Here is a 14,380-nt window from a genome sequence, read left to right as displayed (position 1 = left end):
CAGGGGGGTAGATCCCCTCCCAAACACAGGCGTTCGCCTAAAACTGCTCGGGCAGGTGATCTTCCTCTGCCAGGTCGGCGAACTTGGTGGTTTCCTTGTGGAAATGCACATTGACGATGCCGGTTGCGCCGTGACGCTGCTTGGCGACGATCACCTCGGCGCGGCCGCGGATGCGCTCGCCCTTTTCCATCCACTGGATGAACTTGTCGGTGCCTTCCTCCGGCTTCTTCTGTGCGTGGTAGTATTCGTCGCGGTAGACGAACAGCACGATATCGGCGTCCTGCTCGATCGAGCCGGATTCGCGAAGGTCGGAGAGCTGGGGCCGCTTGTCCTCGCGGTTTTCCACCTGGCGCGACAGCTGGGAGAGCGCGATCACCGGAACGTTCAGTTCCTTGGCGAGGGTCTTCAAGCCTCGGGTGATCTCGGAGAGTTCCTGCACGCGGTTGCCGTCGCCGCCCGCCTTGGCGGAGCCCTGGAGCAGCTGCAGGTAGTCGACCACGATGAGGCCGATGCCCTTCTGGCGCTTCATGCGGCGCGCGCGGGTGCGGAGCGCGGCGATGGTGAGGCCGGGCGTGTCGTCGATATAGAGCGGCAGGTCTTCCAGCTCCTGCGCGGCGCGGGCCAGTCGCAGGAACTGCTGCTCGTTGATCTTGCCCATGCGAAGGAGTTCGCCCGAGATGCCGCTTTCCTCGGCCAGAATACGGGTGGCCAGCTGGTCGGCGGACATTTCGAGGCTGAAGAAGGCAACGGCCGCGCCGGAGGACTTGTCGAGCGGAATGCCCTGCGACACATCCAGCCGCGCCCGCTGGGCGGCGGCGAAGGCGATGTTGGTGGCCAGCGCCGTCTTACCCATGCCTGGGCGTCCGGCGAGGATGATAAGGTCCGAGTGGTGCAGGCCGCCCATCTTCTCGTTGAGCGAGGTGAGGCCCGTGGTGATGCCCGACAGGTGGCCGCCCGACTTGTAGGCCTTCTCGGCGATTTCCACCGCGATGCGGGTGGCGTCGCGGAATTCCTTCATGCCGCCGGAGATTTCGCCCTGCTCCGCCACCTTGTAGAGGGCGACTTCCGCCTCCTGGATCTGGCCCTGCGGGTCGAGGTCGCGGCTCATGTCGATGGCCTGCTCGACCATCGCGCGGCCAACGCGAATCAGCTCGCGCAGCACCGCGAAGTCGTAGATCTGCTGGGCGAAATCCCGCGCGCCGAACAGCGCCGCAGTGTTGGCGGCGAGCGTTGCGAGATAGGCCGGGCCGCCCAGCTCGGCCATGGCCTCGTCCTTCTCGAACAAAGGCTTCAGCGTCACCGGGTTGGCGACGAGGTTGCGGTCCACCGTCCGCAGGATGGCGGCGTAGATGCGCCCGTGCAGCTCCTCGAAGAAGTGCTCGGGGCGCAGCTTGATCTGCACGTCCTCGACGAGGCGGTTGTCGATGAGCATCGCGCCCAACAGGGCCTGCTCAGCCTCCAGGTTGTGGGGAAGGCTGACGCTTGCCAGGGCGTCTTGCGACGACGGAGAGGAGACGGATACCAGTGCCATAAGGACTCAGGAACCTACACGGTTGCGCGCCGAAACCCAAGCGTCTCGCCTCGCCGAATGAGACGAAAGCCGGAAATTAAACGGCAGATGTTCGTCGAATGTTCCATTCATGGCAGGCGCATCGGGGGAAAGGGGCAAGGGGCTTAGCCTTCCTCCGTCTCTGCCTTCGCCTTCCGTGCTGTCTGGAAGCGGTGAAAGAAAACTGCGACGGCTACGCCATTGAAGATGCACAGAACAAAAATGTGCCAGCTAAAGTAGTCGCGAAAAGCGTCCGGCCCTGACGATCCCTTGATATAGCCTTTCAGAAGATAATCTGGACTGTGGGCACCCGTCATCAACGTGGCAAGGAGCCATCCAACTCCCAAGCCGGTGCAGCCGTAAGCAACGGAGTTAAGCGTACCCAGCCGCAACTCTGCGATTGAAAGAGCATATCCGCATATCAGGGTGATGGGAAATGCAACGATCATGGTCACAAGGGTGAAAAGAACAGTAAATTCTATGGCGACTACGGCCGATGAGATCGCTTCGAAAAAGGGGAGGCCGATCATGTATGAGGCTTGCGTGGTGGCACAAACCAGACCACTGCCAATTAAGCATCCCCAGCAAGTGGCATATAGGGCGTCTGCCACAATGCCTCGCTCGTTAAGAGCCAAGCTCAGCTCCCAATACAGTATCTAATCCACACCACATAGTCGTGTCGGGGAATCCGTTTGTAAACCCCGTACTTGCGTGCCCAGGGATGGATGGGCACCAGATCTGGGTAAGGTGGACTCCTAGCGCAACAGCCCAACGAAAAACGCCGCCCGGCGGACCGGACGGCGTTTCTTTCGGACCGTAAGGACAGAAGCGCTTAGGCTTTGGTCTCTTCCGTGTCGGTGGCTTCGGCGGGAGCCTCGGCTTCGGCCTCGGTGGCCTCAACCGGAGCTTCTTCCTCCTCTTCCACTTCCTTGGTCACGTCGACGCCCTTGGCCTGAAGCTCGGCTTCGTCAGCCGAGCGGGCGACGTTGACCGTGATGGTCTCGACCACTTCGGCGTGCAGCGCGATTCGCACCGTGTAGAGGCCGAGGGCCTTGATCGGGCGATCGAGCACAACCTGGCTCTTGGCGATGGCGACGCCGGAGACCTCGGAGAGAGCCTCGGCGATGTCGCGGCTCGACACCGAACCGTAGAGCAGGCCGGTGTTGCCGGCCTGGCGGATGAGGACGACCGACTTGCCGGTGACCTTGGTGGCCTGCTCAGCAGCGGCCTCGCGGCGCTTTTGGTTCTCGGCCTCGATCTGGGCGCGCTGGGCCTCGAAGAGCTTCTTGTTCTCTTCAGTGGCGCGGAGCGCCTTGCGCTTCGGCAGCAGGTAGTTGCGGGCAAAACCCGGCTTCACCGACACGATATCGCCGATGGTGCCGAGCTTTTCGACCCGTTCCAGAAGGATCAGTTCCATGGGGGCGCCTCCTTACTGGACCAGGAACGGCAGCAGGCCGATGTGGCGGGCGCGCTTGATGGCCCGGGCCAGCTCACGCTGCTTCTTGGTCGAAACCGCGGTGATGCGCGAGGGGACGATCTTGCCGCGCTCGGACACGAAGCCGCCCAGCAGACGCACGTCCTTGTAATCGATCTTGGGCGCGTTCTTGCCCGAGAAGGGGCAGCTCTTGCGCCGACGGAAAAACGGTTTTGCCATAGCTCAAGGCCTCCTTAGTGCCGCGGACCACGGCGTTCGCCGCGCTCGCCGCGTTCGCCACGCTCACCACGGTCGCCGCGATCACCACGGTCGCCGCGATCGCCACGGTCACCGCGCTCGCGGTCGTGCTTACGCATCATGGCCGACGGGCCGGCTTCCAGCTCGTCGACGCGGATGGTCATGTACCGAAGCACGTCTTCGTTGAGAGCGACGTTGCGCTCCAGCTCGGCAACGGCGGTCGCCGGAGCCTCGACGTTGAACATGACGTAATGGGCCTTGCGATTCTTGCGAATGCGGTAGGCGATGGTCTTGAGGCCCCAGTATTCGGTCTTGGTGACCTTGCCGCCACCGGCCTCGATAATCTTGGTGAACTGGTCGGCCATCCCATCGACCTGAGCGGTCGCAAGGTCCTGGCGGGCCAGGAAGACATGCTCGTAAAACGGCATGTGCTGCTCTCCTCTGTTGCCGATCGCTGGCGCCGGGCAATCCGGGCGCCCCTCCGGCTGGCTGCGGGAAAAACACATGGCGGGGAACCGGCTAAGGCTCCCCGCCATGAGGTTTGTGTCATGCCGCAGTTGCGGCAGGAACGCAAGCGTAAATCAGGACGACTTCTTGGTCGCGGAGTACAGCGACCACAGCGACGCCACGTCCTCGTAGCCCTTGCCCTTCACCTGGGCGAGGGTGGCCTTGGCGGCCGCGCCCTGGCCGGCGCGCACCTGGGCGATGCCCTTCAGCAGCAGGGCCTCCGGCGTGTTGCCGGCCTTGGCGAAGGTGGCGGCGGCCACATCATACTGGCCCATGCCGTAGTAGGTCTTGCCGGCGGTCAGCAGGTCGGCCGGGGTCTTGGAAGCGGCCAGCTTGGCCACCTGGGCCTGGGCCTGCTTGGCGCGGGCCTCAACGCCCTGAACGGTGCGCTGGGTGCGGGCGTCCTTCGGCAGGGCGCCTTCCTTCACCGCTTCCTGCAGGGCCTGGTGGGCCAGGGTCGACGCGCCGTTGGTGGCGGCCAGCTGCACGAACTCGTTGTATTCGGCTTCCGAATCGAGGTTGCCGGTGGCGTTGATGAGCATGAACAGGCCCAGCTTGGCGCCCGTCGGCATGGCTTCATCGCTCAGGTTGTGCAGCAGGGCCTTCCAGTTGGACGGCGACGGGTCAACGCGGATCAGCTTCTCGACGGTCTGCAGGTAGCCCGCCTTGTCGCCCGCGCGGTACTGGGCGCCCGCCAGGTTCTCCAGATACTGCTTCTTCGCGCCGCCAATGGCGATCAGCTTCTTGTAGGCCGCGGCGGCCTGGGCGTGCTGACCCAGCTTCACGTAGGACTGGGCGACGATCAGCTGCACGTCGGCGCTGTTCGACTTGGAAGCGGCCTGAATGGCCTTCTGGTACTGGCCGGCCTGATAGTAGAGCGGGGCGAGCTGGTTCGGCGTGCCGCCGATGGCCTCAAGCTCCTGCGCGGCTTTGGCGTACTGGCCGGTGGCGGTGTAGACGTAGGCCGCAGTCTTGGCGACCGTGGTCTTCTCGAAGTCGGTCTTGGCGGCCTTGCGCGCCTCGTTGATCTTGGCGACAGCCACCGAGGCCTGCCGCTTCTTGGCCGCGGCCTGGGCTTCCTTCAGCGGGTTGCCGACCGCCGGGCTCAGCGCATCAGCGGCCATGGCCGGGGTGGTAACGGCAACCATGGTGACCGGAGCGGCAGTCGCCAGCGCCAGGGCCAATCCTAGGGTCGAAACTCGGAACATTGCAGCCTCACGTAATTTTATTACCAGTTGGTTGGCCGGGGTGGCTTGAAACCACCAGCCTTGGCCAAGCTGAAGCGTGAACATACCATTCGACACACGCAGGCAAAGTAAAAAGTTCGCCAAGCCGTGGCGACAATAGGGTCAACCAACCGCAATGAACGCAATGCGGCCTGTTTCGGTTTCCACGCTTCCAGCCTTGCCCGGTCGTTGCTCCTTCGTATAAGCCCGATGACAACTTAAAGACACAACGGACACCATTGCAGGGAGTGCAGGACTTGGTGCGGGCATTCGTATTTCCGGGACAGGGCAGTCAGGCCGTGGGCATGGGCAAGGCGTTGCGCGAGGCGAGCCAGACCGCGCGGGACGTCTTCGGCGAGGTGGACGAGGCGCTGAATCAGAATCTCAGCCGCCTGATGCTGGAAGGGCCGGCCGACGCGCTGACCCTCACCGAGAACGCCCAGCCGGCGATCATGGCCGTCTCGCTCGCCGTCGTGCGGGTGCTGGAGAAGGACGCCGGCGTCAGCCTGGCCGACAAGGCCGCCTATGTGGCCGGCCACAGCCTGGGTGAGTATTCGGCGCTGGCGGCCGCGGGCGCGTTCGAGATTGCTGAGACGGCGAGGCTCCTGAAGCTGCGCGGCCAGGCCATGCAGGCCGCCGTGCCGGTGGGCGAGGGCGCGATGGCGGCGCTCCTCGGCCTTGATCTGGCCGACGCGCAGGCGGTGGCGGCAGAGGCGGCGGGAGAGCAGGTCTGCACCGCCGCCAACGACAACGCGCCGGGCCAGGTGGTGGTCTCCGGTCACAAGGCCGCCGTCGAGCGGGCCATCGAGATCGCCAAGGCCAGGGGCGCCAAGCGCGCGCTGCTGCTGCCGGTCTCCGCGCCGTTCCATTGCCCGCTGATGCAGCCGGCCGCCGACAAGATGGCCGAAGCCTTGGCCCAGGCCGCCATCAAGGCCCCGTTCGTGCCGGTGGTCGCCAACGTCACCGCCGCGCCTGTCTCCGCGCCGGAGGATATCCGCCGCCTGCTGGTCGAGCAGGTGACGGGCGCGGTGCGCTGGCGCGAGAGCGTCGAGGAGATGGTGCGGCTCGGCGTCGATACCTTCGTCGAGTGCGGCGCGGGCAAGGTGCTGTCCGGTCTCGTCAAGCGGATCAACCGCGACGTGACCGCCCTTTCCATCGAGACGCCGGAGGATGTCGAGGCGTTCCTCAAGACCCTCTGATCTCGGCGGTATATTGCAGCAGATATAAGGAGGCCGGCCCGCGCTTTCCGGGACAGGACGGTGCGGGCGGCCATTCTCAGGGAGAGAATCAATGTCGTTGTTCAATCTGGACGGGCTGCGGGCCCTGGTGACGGGCGCTTCGGGCGGCCTTGGCAGCGCGATCGCGGAAAGCCTGGCGGCGCAGGGCGCGCGCGTGGCCCTTTCCGGCACCCGCAAGGAAGCGCTGGAGGCCGTTGCGGCCCGGCTGCCGAACGATCCGGTCATCCTGCCGTGCAACCTGTCCGACGCCGAGGCGGTTGAGCGTCTGGTGCCGTCCGCCGTCGAGGCGCTGGGCGGGCTCGACATCGTCATCAACAACGCCGGCATCACCCGCGATACCCTCATCCTCCGCATGAAGGACGAGGATTTCGAGCAGGTGCTGAAGGTCAATCTGGAAGCCGCCTTCCGCATCAGCCGCGCGGCGGTGAAGCCGATGATGAAGGCCCGGTTCGGGCGCATCATCAACATCACCTCGATCGTCGGCGTCACCGGCAATCCGGGCCAGGTGAACTACGCCGCCTCCAAGGCGGGCCTCATCGGCATGTCCAAGTCGCTGGCGCAGGAAGTGGCGAGCCGCGGCATCACCGTGAACTGCGTCGCGCCGGGCTTCATCGCCTCGCCGATGACCGATGCCCTCAATGACGACCAGAAGGGCAATCTTCTGGGCAAAATTCCGGCCGGTCGCCTGGGCGAAGGCGCGGATGTGGCGGCGGCGGTGGTCTATCTTGCCTCCCGCGAGGCGGGGTACGTCACCGGCCAGACCTTGCATGTTAACGGCGGTATGGCCATGATCTGAGGCGGGTGCAAACTACCTAAGGCCTTTTGGCAGTTAAAAGCGTTATACACTCAAATCGGTATGGGGATGACGCTTTTTGGGCTTGTCACAAGCCCTTCGTCGGATTAGTGCCAGCCCGAATGGCGGGTACGGAGTTTGTGCCTGCCGCCGGAACAACCTCGTTAAGAATAAGGGACGAGAGATGAGCGATATCGCCGAACGCGTGAAGAAGATCGTTGTCGAGCACCTGGGCGTTGATGCCGCCAAGGTGACCGAGACCGCCAGCTTCATCGACGATCTGGGCGCGGACAGCCTCGATACGGTCGAGCTGGTCATGGCGTTTGAGGAGGAATTCGGGGTTGAAATTCCGGACGACGCCGCCGAGAAGATCCTGACCGTCAAGGACGCGATCGACTACATCCAGGCGAACGCGCAGTAAGCGTCCTCTTGGGTATTCTTTTGCCCGTGACGGAGTGAGATTCACGGCCCTCCATGCATGGGGGGCCGTTCTCGTATGTTAAAGGTCCGGCTGCGCGCTCTGCCGGCAGGACTTGTAAGTGAAGGAGGCCGAGACATGCGTCGTGTCGTCGTGACCGGATTGGGCATGGTGACCCCCCTGGGGGGCAGTGTCGAAACCACCTGGTCCAATCTGCTGGCGTCCAAGTCGGGTGCCGGTCCGATCACCATTTTCGATCCCACCAACTATGCCTGCCGCATCGCCTGCGAAGTGAAGCGCGGCGATGGCTCGGGGCTGACCTTTGATGCCGGCAAGCGGGTGGATCACAAGATCCAACGTCAGGTCGATCCTTTCATCGTTTACGGCATCGATGCTGCTGGTCAGGCCATCGAGGATGCCGGCCTCACCGACATGGACGAGGCCATGAGCCTCAGGGCCGGCACGCTCATCGGCTCGGGCATCGGCGGTCTGCCGGGCATCGAGAAGGAATCGGTGAACCTGTTCCAGAACGGCCCGCGTCGCGTGTCGCCGCACTTCGTGCATGGCCGTCTCATCAACCTGGTCTCGGGCCAGGTGTCGATCAAGTACGGCCTGCGCGGCCCGAACCACGCGGTCGTCACCGCCTGCTCCACCGGCGCTCACGCCATCGGCGATGCCGCTCGCCTCATCATGTGGGACGATGCGGACATCATGGTCGCGGGCGGCGCGGAATCGGCCATCTGCCCGCTGGGCATCGCCGGTTTCTCGCAGGCGCGCGCCCTGTCCACCGCCTTCAACGAGGAGCCGGAGCGGGCGTCCCGTCCCTACGACAAGGACCGCGACGGCTTCGTGATGGGCGAAGGCGCGGGCTGCCTCGTGCTGGAAGAGTATGAGCACGCCAAGAAGCGCGGCGCGAAGATCTACGCCGAGGTGGTCGGCTACGGCCTGACGGGCGATGCCTACCACGTCACGGCTCCGGCCGAGGACGGCTCGGGCGGCTACCGCTCGATGGAAATGGCGCTGCGCCGCGCGGGCATGAGCCCGGACGACATCGATTACATCAACGCCCACGGCACCTCGACGCCGCTGGGCGATGAGATCGAGCTGGGCGCCGTGCGCCGCCTGTTCGGCAACGCTATCGGCAACGTATCCATGTCGTCCACCAAGTCGGCCATCGGCCACCTCTTGGGCGCGGCGGGCGCGGTGGAGGCGATCTTCTCCATCCTCGCCATGCGCGACCAGATCGTGCCGCCCACCCTCAATCTCGACAATCCGTCGGAAGGGTGCATGGGCGTCGATCTGGTGCCGCACAAGGCCAAGGAGCGGAAGGTGAAGGCCGTCCTCTCCAACAGCTTCGGCTTCGGCGGCACCAACGCCACGGTCATCATGAAGGCGGTCTAGGCCGCCACACCACCGGGAATGGAGGCGGGGTCAGTACGGGGTACTGGCCCCGTTTCGTTTGTGGTAAGGGGGTCGCATGGCGCTCACACGTAAACAAAAGTGGATCACGGGGATCGTCGGGCTGTTTCTCAGCCTCGCGCTCGTGGTGGTGTTGTGGTTCGGCTCCCAGGCCTATCGCTGGAAAGCGCCGGGGCCATCGACCAGGGACACGGTGGTTCTCGTCGAGGAGGGCTCATCGCTCACCCGCGCGGCCCAAAGCCTTGAGAAAGCCGGCGTTGTTGCCGATGCCCATGCCTTTCTCAAGATGGCGCGGTGGTTCGGCAGCGATCAGCCCATCAAGGCGGGCGAGTATGCCATGCCCGCCGGGGTCAGCCCGTCGCAGGTGCTGCGGCTCCTGCAGGAAGGGGCGGTGCTGCTGCGGCGCATCACCGTGGTCGAGGGCATGAGCGCCATCCAGATCTACGAGCGGCTGATGGGCGAGGAGATGCTCACCGGTCCCGTCGCTGTGCCGGAGGAAGGCTCGGTCCTGCCTGAAACCTACAGCTTCGTGCGCGGCGAAACGCGCCAGTCGGTGCTCGACCGGATGCAGGCCTCCATGCGCCAGACGCTCGATGAGCTGTGGGCGGCGCGGGACCCCGACCTCCCGCTCAAGACCCCGCAGGAGGCGGTTATCCTGGCGTCCATCGTCGAGAAGGAAACCTCCCTCAAGCGGGAGATGCCCGAGGTCGCCGGGGTCTACATCAACCGGCTCAAGATCGGCATGAAGCTTCAGGCCGACCCCACGGTCATCTATCCCATCACGCAGGGCAAGCCGCTCGGCCGGCGCATCCGCCTTTCGGATCTCAGGGCCGAGAACGCCTACAACACCTACGTCATCGAGGGCCTGCCCGCCGGTCCCATCGCCAATCCCAGCCGCGCGGCGCTGAAGGCGGTGCTCAAGCCCGCCAAGACCAAGAACCTTTACTTCGTGGCGGATGGCACGGGCGGCCACCGGTTTGCCGCCACCCACGCGGAGCATCTGCGAAATGTCGCCCATTGGCGGCAGTTCCGGGTGCAGAACGGCATCTAGGCGGGAACAGGGCGCCTGGCCCGGCCATGCTGAAGCGATCCGTCACCATCGCCGGGCACCGCACCAGCCTCAGCCTGGAGCCGGAGTTCTGGGCGCTGCTCCAGGCCGCCGCCAGCGAGGAAGGCCTGCCGCTGGCCCAGCTCGTTGCGCGCATCGATGAAGAGCGCACCACCAACCTCTCCAGCGCCATCCGCGTGTGGCTGCTGAACCGCCTGCTGGCACGGCTGGATGGGAAGGGGTGAGGGTTTTATTTCCGCAAAGGGGGACTTGTCCCCCTTTGCAATCCCCCATTCGTTTTGAACGGCGCACCCGGTCGAACCGGCGTGCGAGCTAAGAAGTCCGGCAGGCGCTGCGGCTTATGCAGGGCACGTCCCGATAAAATGAACGGGAGTGCAGAGGGTCCGAGACCCTCTGCAAAAACCAAATTCCGGAGAACTCAGCTTAGGCGCGGGTGACGCGGGTGGTGTGGCCCATCTTGCGGCCTGGGCGGGCTTCGCGCTTGCCGTAGAGGTGGACGTGCAGGTTCGGGTCGGCCAGCAGCTCTTGCCACTGGTTGGCATCGTCGCCGATCAGGTTCCGCATTTCCACGTGGCCCAGCGGGTCGGTTGCGCCCAGCGGCAGGCCGCAGATGGCGCGCACGTGGTTTTCGAACTGGGAGGTGACGGCGCCTTCCGTCGTCCAGTGACCGGAGTTGTGGACGCGCGGGGCCATTTCATTGAACAGCACGTCCTCGCCCACCACGAACAGCTCGACGCCGAGCACGCCCACGTAGTCGAGGGCGCTGGCGATCTTCTCGGCGGTGGCGACGGCGTTGGCGGCAAGCTGCTCGCTGAACGGCGCGGGCACGCGCGAGATATCGAGGATGCCGTTCTTGTGGATGTTGTGCACCGGCCCATAGTGGACCATGCGCCCATCCCAGCCGCGGGCGACCAGCACGGAAACCTCGCCGTCGAACGGCACCATGGCTTCCAGAATGGCGGGGTTGCCGCCGATGGCATCCCAGGCGCCGACCATGTCCTCCGGCGTCATCAGCCGGGCCTGGCCCTTGCCGTCGTAGCCGAAGCGGCGGGTCTTGAGGATGGCGGGCGTGCCGATCTCGGCAACGGCTGCTTCCAGGTCCTCCAGCGAGGAGACGGCGCGGAAGGCCGGCACGCCGCAGCCCAGGTCCTTGACGAAGCTCTTCTCGACAATGCGGTCCTGCGCCACTTCCAGCGCGCGGGCGCTGGGGGCGACGGGCACGATCTCCGCCAGCAGCCGCGCCGTTGCGGCGGGCACGTTCTCGAACTCGTAGGTGACGATATCGACGCCCTGCGCGAACGCCCGCAGCGCGGCTTCGTCGTCGAAGTCGCCGTTGATGGTCCGCGCCGCCACATGGGAGGCCGGGCCATCCGTCTCGGGGCAGAAGATGTGACAGCGGTAGCCCAGCTGCGCGGCCGCAAGCGCGATCATGCGGCCAAGCTGGCCACCGCCAAGAATGCCGATGGTAGAGCCGGGGGAAGAAGGGTCATTGCGGTTGCTCGGCGACCCCGTTGGTTTGCTTCTCACGCCAAGCGGTCAATCGGGCGTCGAGTTCCGGATTATTCAGCGCGAGGATGGATGCGGCCAGCAGCGCTGCGTTGATGGAGCCAGCCTTGCCGATGGCGAGCGTCCCCACCGGTACGCCACCCGGCATCTGAACGATGGAAAGGAGGCTGTCCATGCCCTTCAGCGCATGGGATTCCACCGGCACGCCGAGGACCGGCAGGGTGGTCATGGAGGCTGCCATGCCCGGCAGGTGGGCCGCGCCGCCGGCGCCGGCGATAATCACCTTCAGCCCGCGCTCCTTGGCGGTCTTGGCGTAGGTGAACAGACGATCGGGCGTGCGATGGGCCGAGACAATGCGCTTCTCGAAGGGAATCCCAAGCGCCTCGAGCACGTGGGCGCCATGCTCCATCGTCGCCCAGTCTGACTGGCTACCCATGATGATACCGACAAGCGGTGGAGACGCGTTCATTGCAACTTCCGAACTCAGCGCATCGAAAGCGGGCACTATAGCGATGAGCGCGCCTGAGGCAATCATTGGTGCGGCTTTTTGCCGGAGATTGAATGAATCTGTGCTATCAGCGCTGTTTGGAATGGTTAACATCTTGGCAATAGCAAGATTTTGCTGTTTTCTATGGCCAGAATTACAGAGGCAAAACAACTGCCATGAAGATCGTGAACCTTGGGCAAGGCGGGCCGTCCGGCTCCAGACCCACAGCCCGGCCAACGGCGGCCGGCGCTGCTGCTGCGGTATCGGCGAGCGTGCCTGTTGCACCAGACCGCATCACGCAGGTTATCACGGCCATTCCCCCGCACGAGATCACCGAGAAGGTGCGGGAGACCATCTCGGCGCTGATTCATGAGGTGGACAGCCTGCGCCGGCAGCTGGAGCAGAAGGACGCCCGCATTCAGGAGCTGGAGAAGCTGGCGGATACCGACCCGCTGCTGCCGGTGGCGAATCGGCGCGCCTTCGTGCGGGAGCTGGATCGGGCGATGAGCTACACGGAACGCTACAGCGTGCCCGCTTCCCTCCTGTTCTTCGACATGGACCGGCTGAAGCAGATCAACGACACCTACGGGCACGCGGCGGGCGACAAGGCCCTCCTGCACATGGCCGAGCTGCTGAAGCGCAACGTGCGCGTCTCTGACGTGGTGGGCCGGCTGGGCGGCGATGAGCTGGCCATCATCCTGACCCATGCCGACGAGGCGCAGGCGCGCATCAAGGCCGATGGCCTGGCCCGCACTCTTCGCGAGACGCCGCTGGTGCTGGACGACGAGACGATCATGCTCAGCGCATCGGTGGGCGTTTACACCTTCCGGCCCGGCCAGACGCCCGAGGAGATGCTCCAGCGGGCGGACGAGGCCATGTACCAGCAGAAGACCGTCACCCGCGCCGGGGAGGTGGTCTAAGGAGACGGAAAAAGGCAGGGCAGGGGGAAGCCTGCCTGCCTGCCTGCCTGCCTGTCTGTCTGTCTGACCCGAGACCCGCTGAAACGAGAAAGGCCGCCCTGAGGGGCGGCCTTTTCGTTGCGTCCGATAGACTGGATTTGAGCCCGCTTAGTGCAGGCGGCGATCCAGGTCGCCGATCGAGGCGTCAACGATCTCCTTGCGCTTCTCGTCGGACAGCTTCTCGGAGATGAGACGCTGGGCTGCCGCCGAGCCGGCGCGAATCGCAGCGTCGCGGATTTCATCGATGGCCGCGCGCTCGGCGACGGCGATCTTGTTCTCCGCGGCCGTGCGGCGACGGTCGGTGAGGGCTTCCAGGTCCTGACGGGCCGTGGCCAGCATGGCGTCCGATTCCGACTTGGCGTGGGCGATGATCTCGCCCGCGGTGCGCTCGGCTTCGGCCAGCTTGGCCTGGTATTCCGCCTTCAGCGCCTCGGCCTCGGCCCGCAGCTTCTCGGCCTGGTCGAGCTGGGCCTTGATGCCGCTGATGCGGGAGTCCAGCGCCTTGGAGATCGCCGCCGGCACCTTCATGTAGAGAAGGATGCCGATGAAGATCAGGGTGCCGACCGCAACCCAGTCGTGGGAATCGAGGCCAAGGAAGGCCGGGTGGGCCTCATGGCCGGCGGCTTCCGTGCCGGCGGTGTGGATCGCTTCGGTCACCGGCGCGGCGGCGTCGGTTGCCGCAGCGACGCCATCGGCGGCAGCGCTGAGGAGGTAAAGCGTGGTGGACATCCGTTCCTCCTTATGCCTTCACCGAAGCGACGGCCTGAACCGCCTCTTCCGCGCCGACGGTAACGCCGGTCAGCTTCTCGACGATCGTGGCGGCGGCGTCCGCAGCAACGGCGTCGATCTGGGCCAGGCTCTGGGCCTGCGCTTCCCGGATGCGCGTTTCGGCGGCCGAGAGGCGGGTGGTCAGCTCCACGTCAAGGGCGGCCAGCTTCGCCGAGGTTTCGGCGGTGATGGCGTCCTTGGCGGCCGAAATGACCTTCTGCGCTTCGGCCCGGGCCTTGGCCAGGGCTTCTTCGCGGGTCGCCTCGGCGGTGGAGGCCGCTTCACGAGCAGCTTCCGCAGCGGCGAGCTGGGCCGTGATGTGCGCCTCGCGGCTTTCGATGACTTGCGCCACCTTCGGCAAGGAGGACCGTGCCACCACGAAATACAGCACGCCAAACACCAGCGCGAGCCAGATGATTTGCGATGCGAAGGTGGAAATATCTAATTGAGGCATGGCGGTCCCGTCAGTGTCCCGACGATACAAAGCGTCCCGACCTGAAGCCGGGACGCGCATTCAAACTGGTGGCTGTGGCCGATTAGACGGCGAACAGGAGCAGCAGCGCAACCAGGAAGGCGAAGATGCCCAGAGCTTCCGTCACGGCGAAGCCGAAGAACAGACGCGGAGCGAGCTTGGCTTCAGCAGACGGGTTCCGCAGAGCCGCGCTCAGGAAGCTGCTGAAGATGTTGCCGACGCCCATGGCAGCAAGGCCAACGCCGATCGCCGCAATGCCGGCGCCAATGTACTTGGCAGCTACAGGATCCATTTGGA

Annotated in this window: 18 protein-coding genes; 7 read left to right on the top strand and 11 right to left on the bottom strand. The window is 65.1% G+C overall.

Translation table 11 applies throughout. The features are described from left to right. Positions 1 to 37: 37 nt before the first annotated feature. The 6 genes from L0C21_RS10480 to L0C21_RS10455 all read right to left on the bottom strand — a co-directional run bounded on the left by L0C21_RS10480 (position 38) and on the right by L0C21_RS10455 (position 4,936). A complete protein-coding gene (locus L0C21_RS10480) occupies positions 38 to 1,531 on the bottom strand; it encodes a replicative DNA helicase (protein ID WP_259278297.1) in 1,494 nt (497 codons plus the stop codon). A gap of 143 nt (positions 1,532 to 1,674) precedes the next feature. After that, complete coding sequence (locus L0C21_RS10475; protein ID WP_259278296.1) at positions 1,675 to 2,079, bottom strand: hypothetical protein; 405 nt, start codon at positions 2,077 to 2,079, stop codon at positions 1,675 to 1,677. A 302-nt stretch (positions 2,080 to 2,381) separates the two neighbouring features. Next, entirely contained in the window at positions 2,382 to 2,966 is a 585-nt protein-coding gene (rplI, locus tag L0C21_RS10470; RefSeq protein WP_259278295.1) for a 50S ribosomal protein L9, read from the bottom strand. A 12-nt stretch (positions 2,967 to 2,978) separates the two neighbouring features. Further along, complete coding sequence (gene rpsR / locus L0C21_RS10465) at positions 2,979 to 3,203, bottom strand: 30S ribosomal protein S18 (RefSeq protein ID WP_259278294.1); 225 nt, start codon at positions 3,201 to 3,203, stop codon at positions 2,979 to 2,981. Between the two features lie 14 nt (positions 3,204 to 3,217). After that, positions 3,218 to 3,649: a 30S ribosomal protein S6 gene (gene rpsF, locus L0C21_RS10460; protein ID WP_259278293.1), complete on the bottom strand. Its 432-nt coding sequence runs from the start codon at positions 3,647 to 3,649 to the stop codon at positions 3,218 to 3,220. A 153-nt stretch (positions 3,650 to 3,802) separates the two neighbouring features. Further along, complete coding sequence (locus L0C21_RS10455; protein WP_259278292.1) at positions 3,803 to 4,936, bottom strand: tol-pal system YbgF family protein; 1,134 nt, start codon at positions 4,934 to 4,936, stop codon at positions 3,803 to 3,805. Positions 4,937 to 5,214: 278 nt separating this feature from the next. Between L0C21_RS10455 and fabD the strand changes: the two genes are divergently transcribed. The 6 genes from fabD (at position 5,215) to L0C21_RS10425 (ending at position 10,115) form a co-directional block, all read left to right on the top strand. Further along, a complete protein-coding gene (fabD, locus tag L0C21_RS10450; RefSeq protein ID WP_259278865.1) occupies positions 5,215 to 6,153 on the top strand; it encodes an ACP S-malonyltransferase in 939 nt (312 codons plus the stop codon). Positions 6,154 to 6,250: 97 nt separating this feature from the next. Continuing rightward, a complete protein-coding gene (gene fabG, locus L0C21_RS10445; protein WP_259278864.1) occupies positions 6,251 to 6,988 on the top strand; it encodes a 3-oxoacyl-[acyl-carrier-protein] reductase in 738 nt (245 codons plus the stop codon). A 181-nt stretch (positions 6,989 to 7,169) separates the two neighbouring features. Beyond that, positions 7,170 to 7,406: an acyl carrier protein gene (locus L0C21_RS10440; RefSeq protein WP_259278291.1), complete on the top strand. Its 237-nt coding sequence runs from the start codon at positions 7,170 to 7,172 to the stop codon at positions 7,404 to 7,406. A 135-nt stretch (positions 7,407 to 7,541) separates the two neighbouring features. Beyond that, positions 7,542 to 8,804 (top strand): beta-ketoacyl-ACP synthase II, encoded by a 1,263-nt coding sequence (gene fabF / locus L0C21_RS10435; protein ID WP_259278290.1) that lies wholly within the window; start codon positions 7,542 to 7,544, stop codon positions 8,802 to 8,804. Between the two features lie 76 nt (positions 8,805 to 8,880). Further along, positions 8,881 to 9,873 carry an endolytic transglycosylase MltG gene (gene mltG / locus L0C21_RS10430; protein WP_259278289.1) on the top strand — a complete coding sequence of 331 codons (993 nt, stop codon included), beginning with the start codon at positions 8,881 to 8,883 and terminating at the stop codon, positions 9,871 to 9,873. Positions 9,874 to 9,899: 26 nt separating this feature from the next. After that, on the top strand, positions 9,900 to 10,115 hold the full coding sequence (locus L0C21_RS10425) for a ribbon-helix-helix domain-containing protein (protein WP_259278288.1): 216 nt from the start codon (positions 9,900 to 9,902) through the stop codon (positions 10,113 to 10,115). Between the two features lie 199 nt (positions 10,116 to 10,314). On the opposite strand, the gene L0C21_RS10420 is transcribed toward L0C21_RS10425, so the two are convergent. Beyond that, on the bottom strand, positions 10,315 to 11,418 hold the full coding sequence (locus L0C21_RS10420; RefSeq protein WP_259278287.1) for a 5-(carboxyamino)imidazole ribonucleotide synthase: 1,104 nt from the start codon (positions 11,416 to 11,418) through the stop codon (positions 10,315 to 10,317). Continuing rightward, on the bottom strand, positions 11,378 to 11,866 hold the full coding sequence (purE, locus tag L0C21_RS10415; protein WP_259278286.1) for a 5-(carboxyamino)imidazole ribonucleotide mutase: 489 nt from the start codon (positions 11,864 to 11,866) through the stop codon (positions 11,378 to 11,380). The genes L0C21_RS10420 and purE overlap by 41 nt, the downstream gene beginning before the upstream one ends. Before the next feature lie 194 nt (positions 11,867 to 12,060). Here purE and L0C21_RS10410 point away from each other — a divergent pair, with 194 nt between their 5' ends. After that, the gene (locus L0C21_RS10410) at positions 12,061 to 12,804 is read left to right on the top strand and encodes a GGDEF domain-containing protein (protein ID WP_259278285.1); all 744 of its coding nucleotides are present in this window, start codon (positions 12,061 to 12,063) and stop codon (positions 12,802 to 12,804) included. Between the two features lie 147 nt (positions 12,805 to 12,951). On the opposite strand, the gene L0C21_RS10405 is transcribed toward L0C21_RS10410, so the two are convergent. The 3 genes from L0C21_RS10405 to L0C21_RS10395 all read right to left on the bottom strand — a co-directional run bounded on the left by L0C21_RS10405 (position 12,952) and on the right by L0C21_RS10395 (position 14,375). Further along, the gene (locus L0C21_RS10405) at positions 12,952 to 13,572 is read right to left on the bottom strand and encodes a F0F1 ATP synthase subunit B family protein (RefSeq protein ID WP_259278284.1); all 621 of its coding nucleotides are present in this window, start codon (positions 13,570 to 13,572) and stop codon (positions 12,952 to 12,954) included. A gap of 10 nt (positions 13,573 to 13,582) precedes the next feature. Then, on the bottom strand, positions 13,583 to 14,065 hold the full coding sequence (locus L0C21_RS10400; RefSeq protein ID WP_259278283.1) for a F0F1 ATP synthase subunit B family protein: 483 nt from the start codon (positions 14,063 to 14,065) through the stop codon (positions 13,583 to 13,585). Between the two features lie 82 nt (positions 14,066 to 14,147). Then, positions 14,148 to 14,375, bottom strand: a complete 228-nt coding sequence (locus tag L0C21_RS10395; protein WP_259278282.1) for a F0F1 ATP synthase subunit C — start codon at positions 14,373 to 14,375, stop codon at positions 14,148 to 14,150. Positions 14,376 to 14,380 lie beyond the last annotated feature (5 nt).

Origin of the sequence: Pedomonas mirosovicensis (genome assembly GCF_022569295.1) — a bacterium.
GTDB classification, from domain to species: Bacteria; Pseudomonadota; Alphaproteobacteria; order Sphingomonadales; family Sphingomonadaceae; genus Pedomonas; species Pedomonas mirosovicensis.
Note: the sequence above shows the minus strand (reverse complement) of the source record. Positions and strands in the feature narration are given on the sequence as shown.

What these genes read in the sequence shown, in the direction of transcription:
- L0C21_RS10400 (WP_259278283.1), bottom strand. Translation starts at nt 14,065, where the DNA reads ATGCCTCAATTAGATATTTCCACCTTCGCATCGCAAATCATCTGGCTC.
- L0C21_RS10395 (WP_259278282.1), bottom strand. Translation starts at nt 14,375, where the DNA reads ATGGATCCTGTAGCTGCCAAGTACATTGGCGCCGGCATTGCGGCGATC.
- L0C21_RS10425 (WP_259278288.1), top strand. Translation starts at nt 9,900, where the DNA reads ATGCTGAAGCGATCCGTCACCATCGCCGGGCACCGCACCAGCCTCAGC.
- rplI (WP_259278295.1), bottom strand. Translation starts at nt 2,966, where the DNA reads ATGGAACTGATCCTTCTGGAACGGGTCGAAAAGCTCGGCACCATCGGC.
- rpsF (WP_259278293.1), bottom strand. Translation starts at nt 3,649, where the DNA reads ATGCCGTTTTACGAGCATGTCTTCCTGGCCCGCCAGGACCTTGCGACC.
- L0C21_RS10475 (WP_259278296.1), bottom strand. Translation starts at nt 2,079, where the DNA reads ATGATCGGCCTCCCCTTTTTCGAAGCGATCTCATCGGCCGTAGTCGCC.
- rpsR (WP_259278294.1), bottom strand. Translation starts at nt 3,203, where the DNA reads ATGGCAAAACCGTTTTTCCGTCGGCGCAAGAGCTGCCCCTTCTCGGGC.
- L0C21_RS10410 (WP_259278285.1), top strand. Translation starts at nt 12,061, where the DNA reads ATGAAGATCGTGAACCTTGGGCAAGGCGGGCCGTCCGGCTCCAGACCC.
- L0C21_RS10480 (WP_259278297.1), bottom strand. Translation starts at nt 1,531, where the DNA reads ATGGCACTGGTATCCGTCTCCTCTCCGTCGTCGCAAGACGCCCTGGCA.
- L0C21_RS10455 (WP_259278292.1), bottom strand. Translation starts at nt 4,936, where the DNA reads ATGTTCCGAGTTTCGACCCTAGGATTGGCCCTGGCGCTGGCGACTGCC.
- mltG (WP_259278289.1), top strand. Translation starts at nt 8,881, where the DNA reads ATGGCGCTCACACGTAAACAAAAGTGGATCACGGGGATCGTCGGGCTG.
- L0C21_RS10440 (WP_259278291.1), top strand. Translation starts at nt 7,170, where the DNA reads ATGAGCGATATCGCCGAACGCGTGAAGAAGATCGTTGTCGAGCACCTG.
- fabF (WP_259278290.1), top strand. Translation starts at nt 7,542, where the DNA reads ATGCGTCGTGTCGTCGTGACCGGATTGGGCATGGTGACCCCCCTGGGG.
- purE (WP_259278286.1), bottom strand. Translation starts at nt 11,866, where the DNA reads ATGAACGCGTCTCCACCGCTTGTCGGTATCATCATGGGTAGCCAGTCA.
- L0C21_RS10405 (WP_259278284.1), bottom strand. Translation starts at nt 13,572, where the DNA reads ATGTCCACCACGCTTTACCTCCTCAGCGCTGCCGCCGATGGCGTCGCT.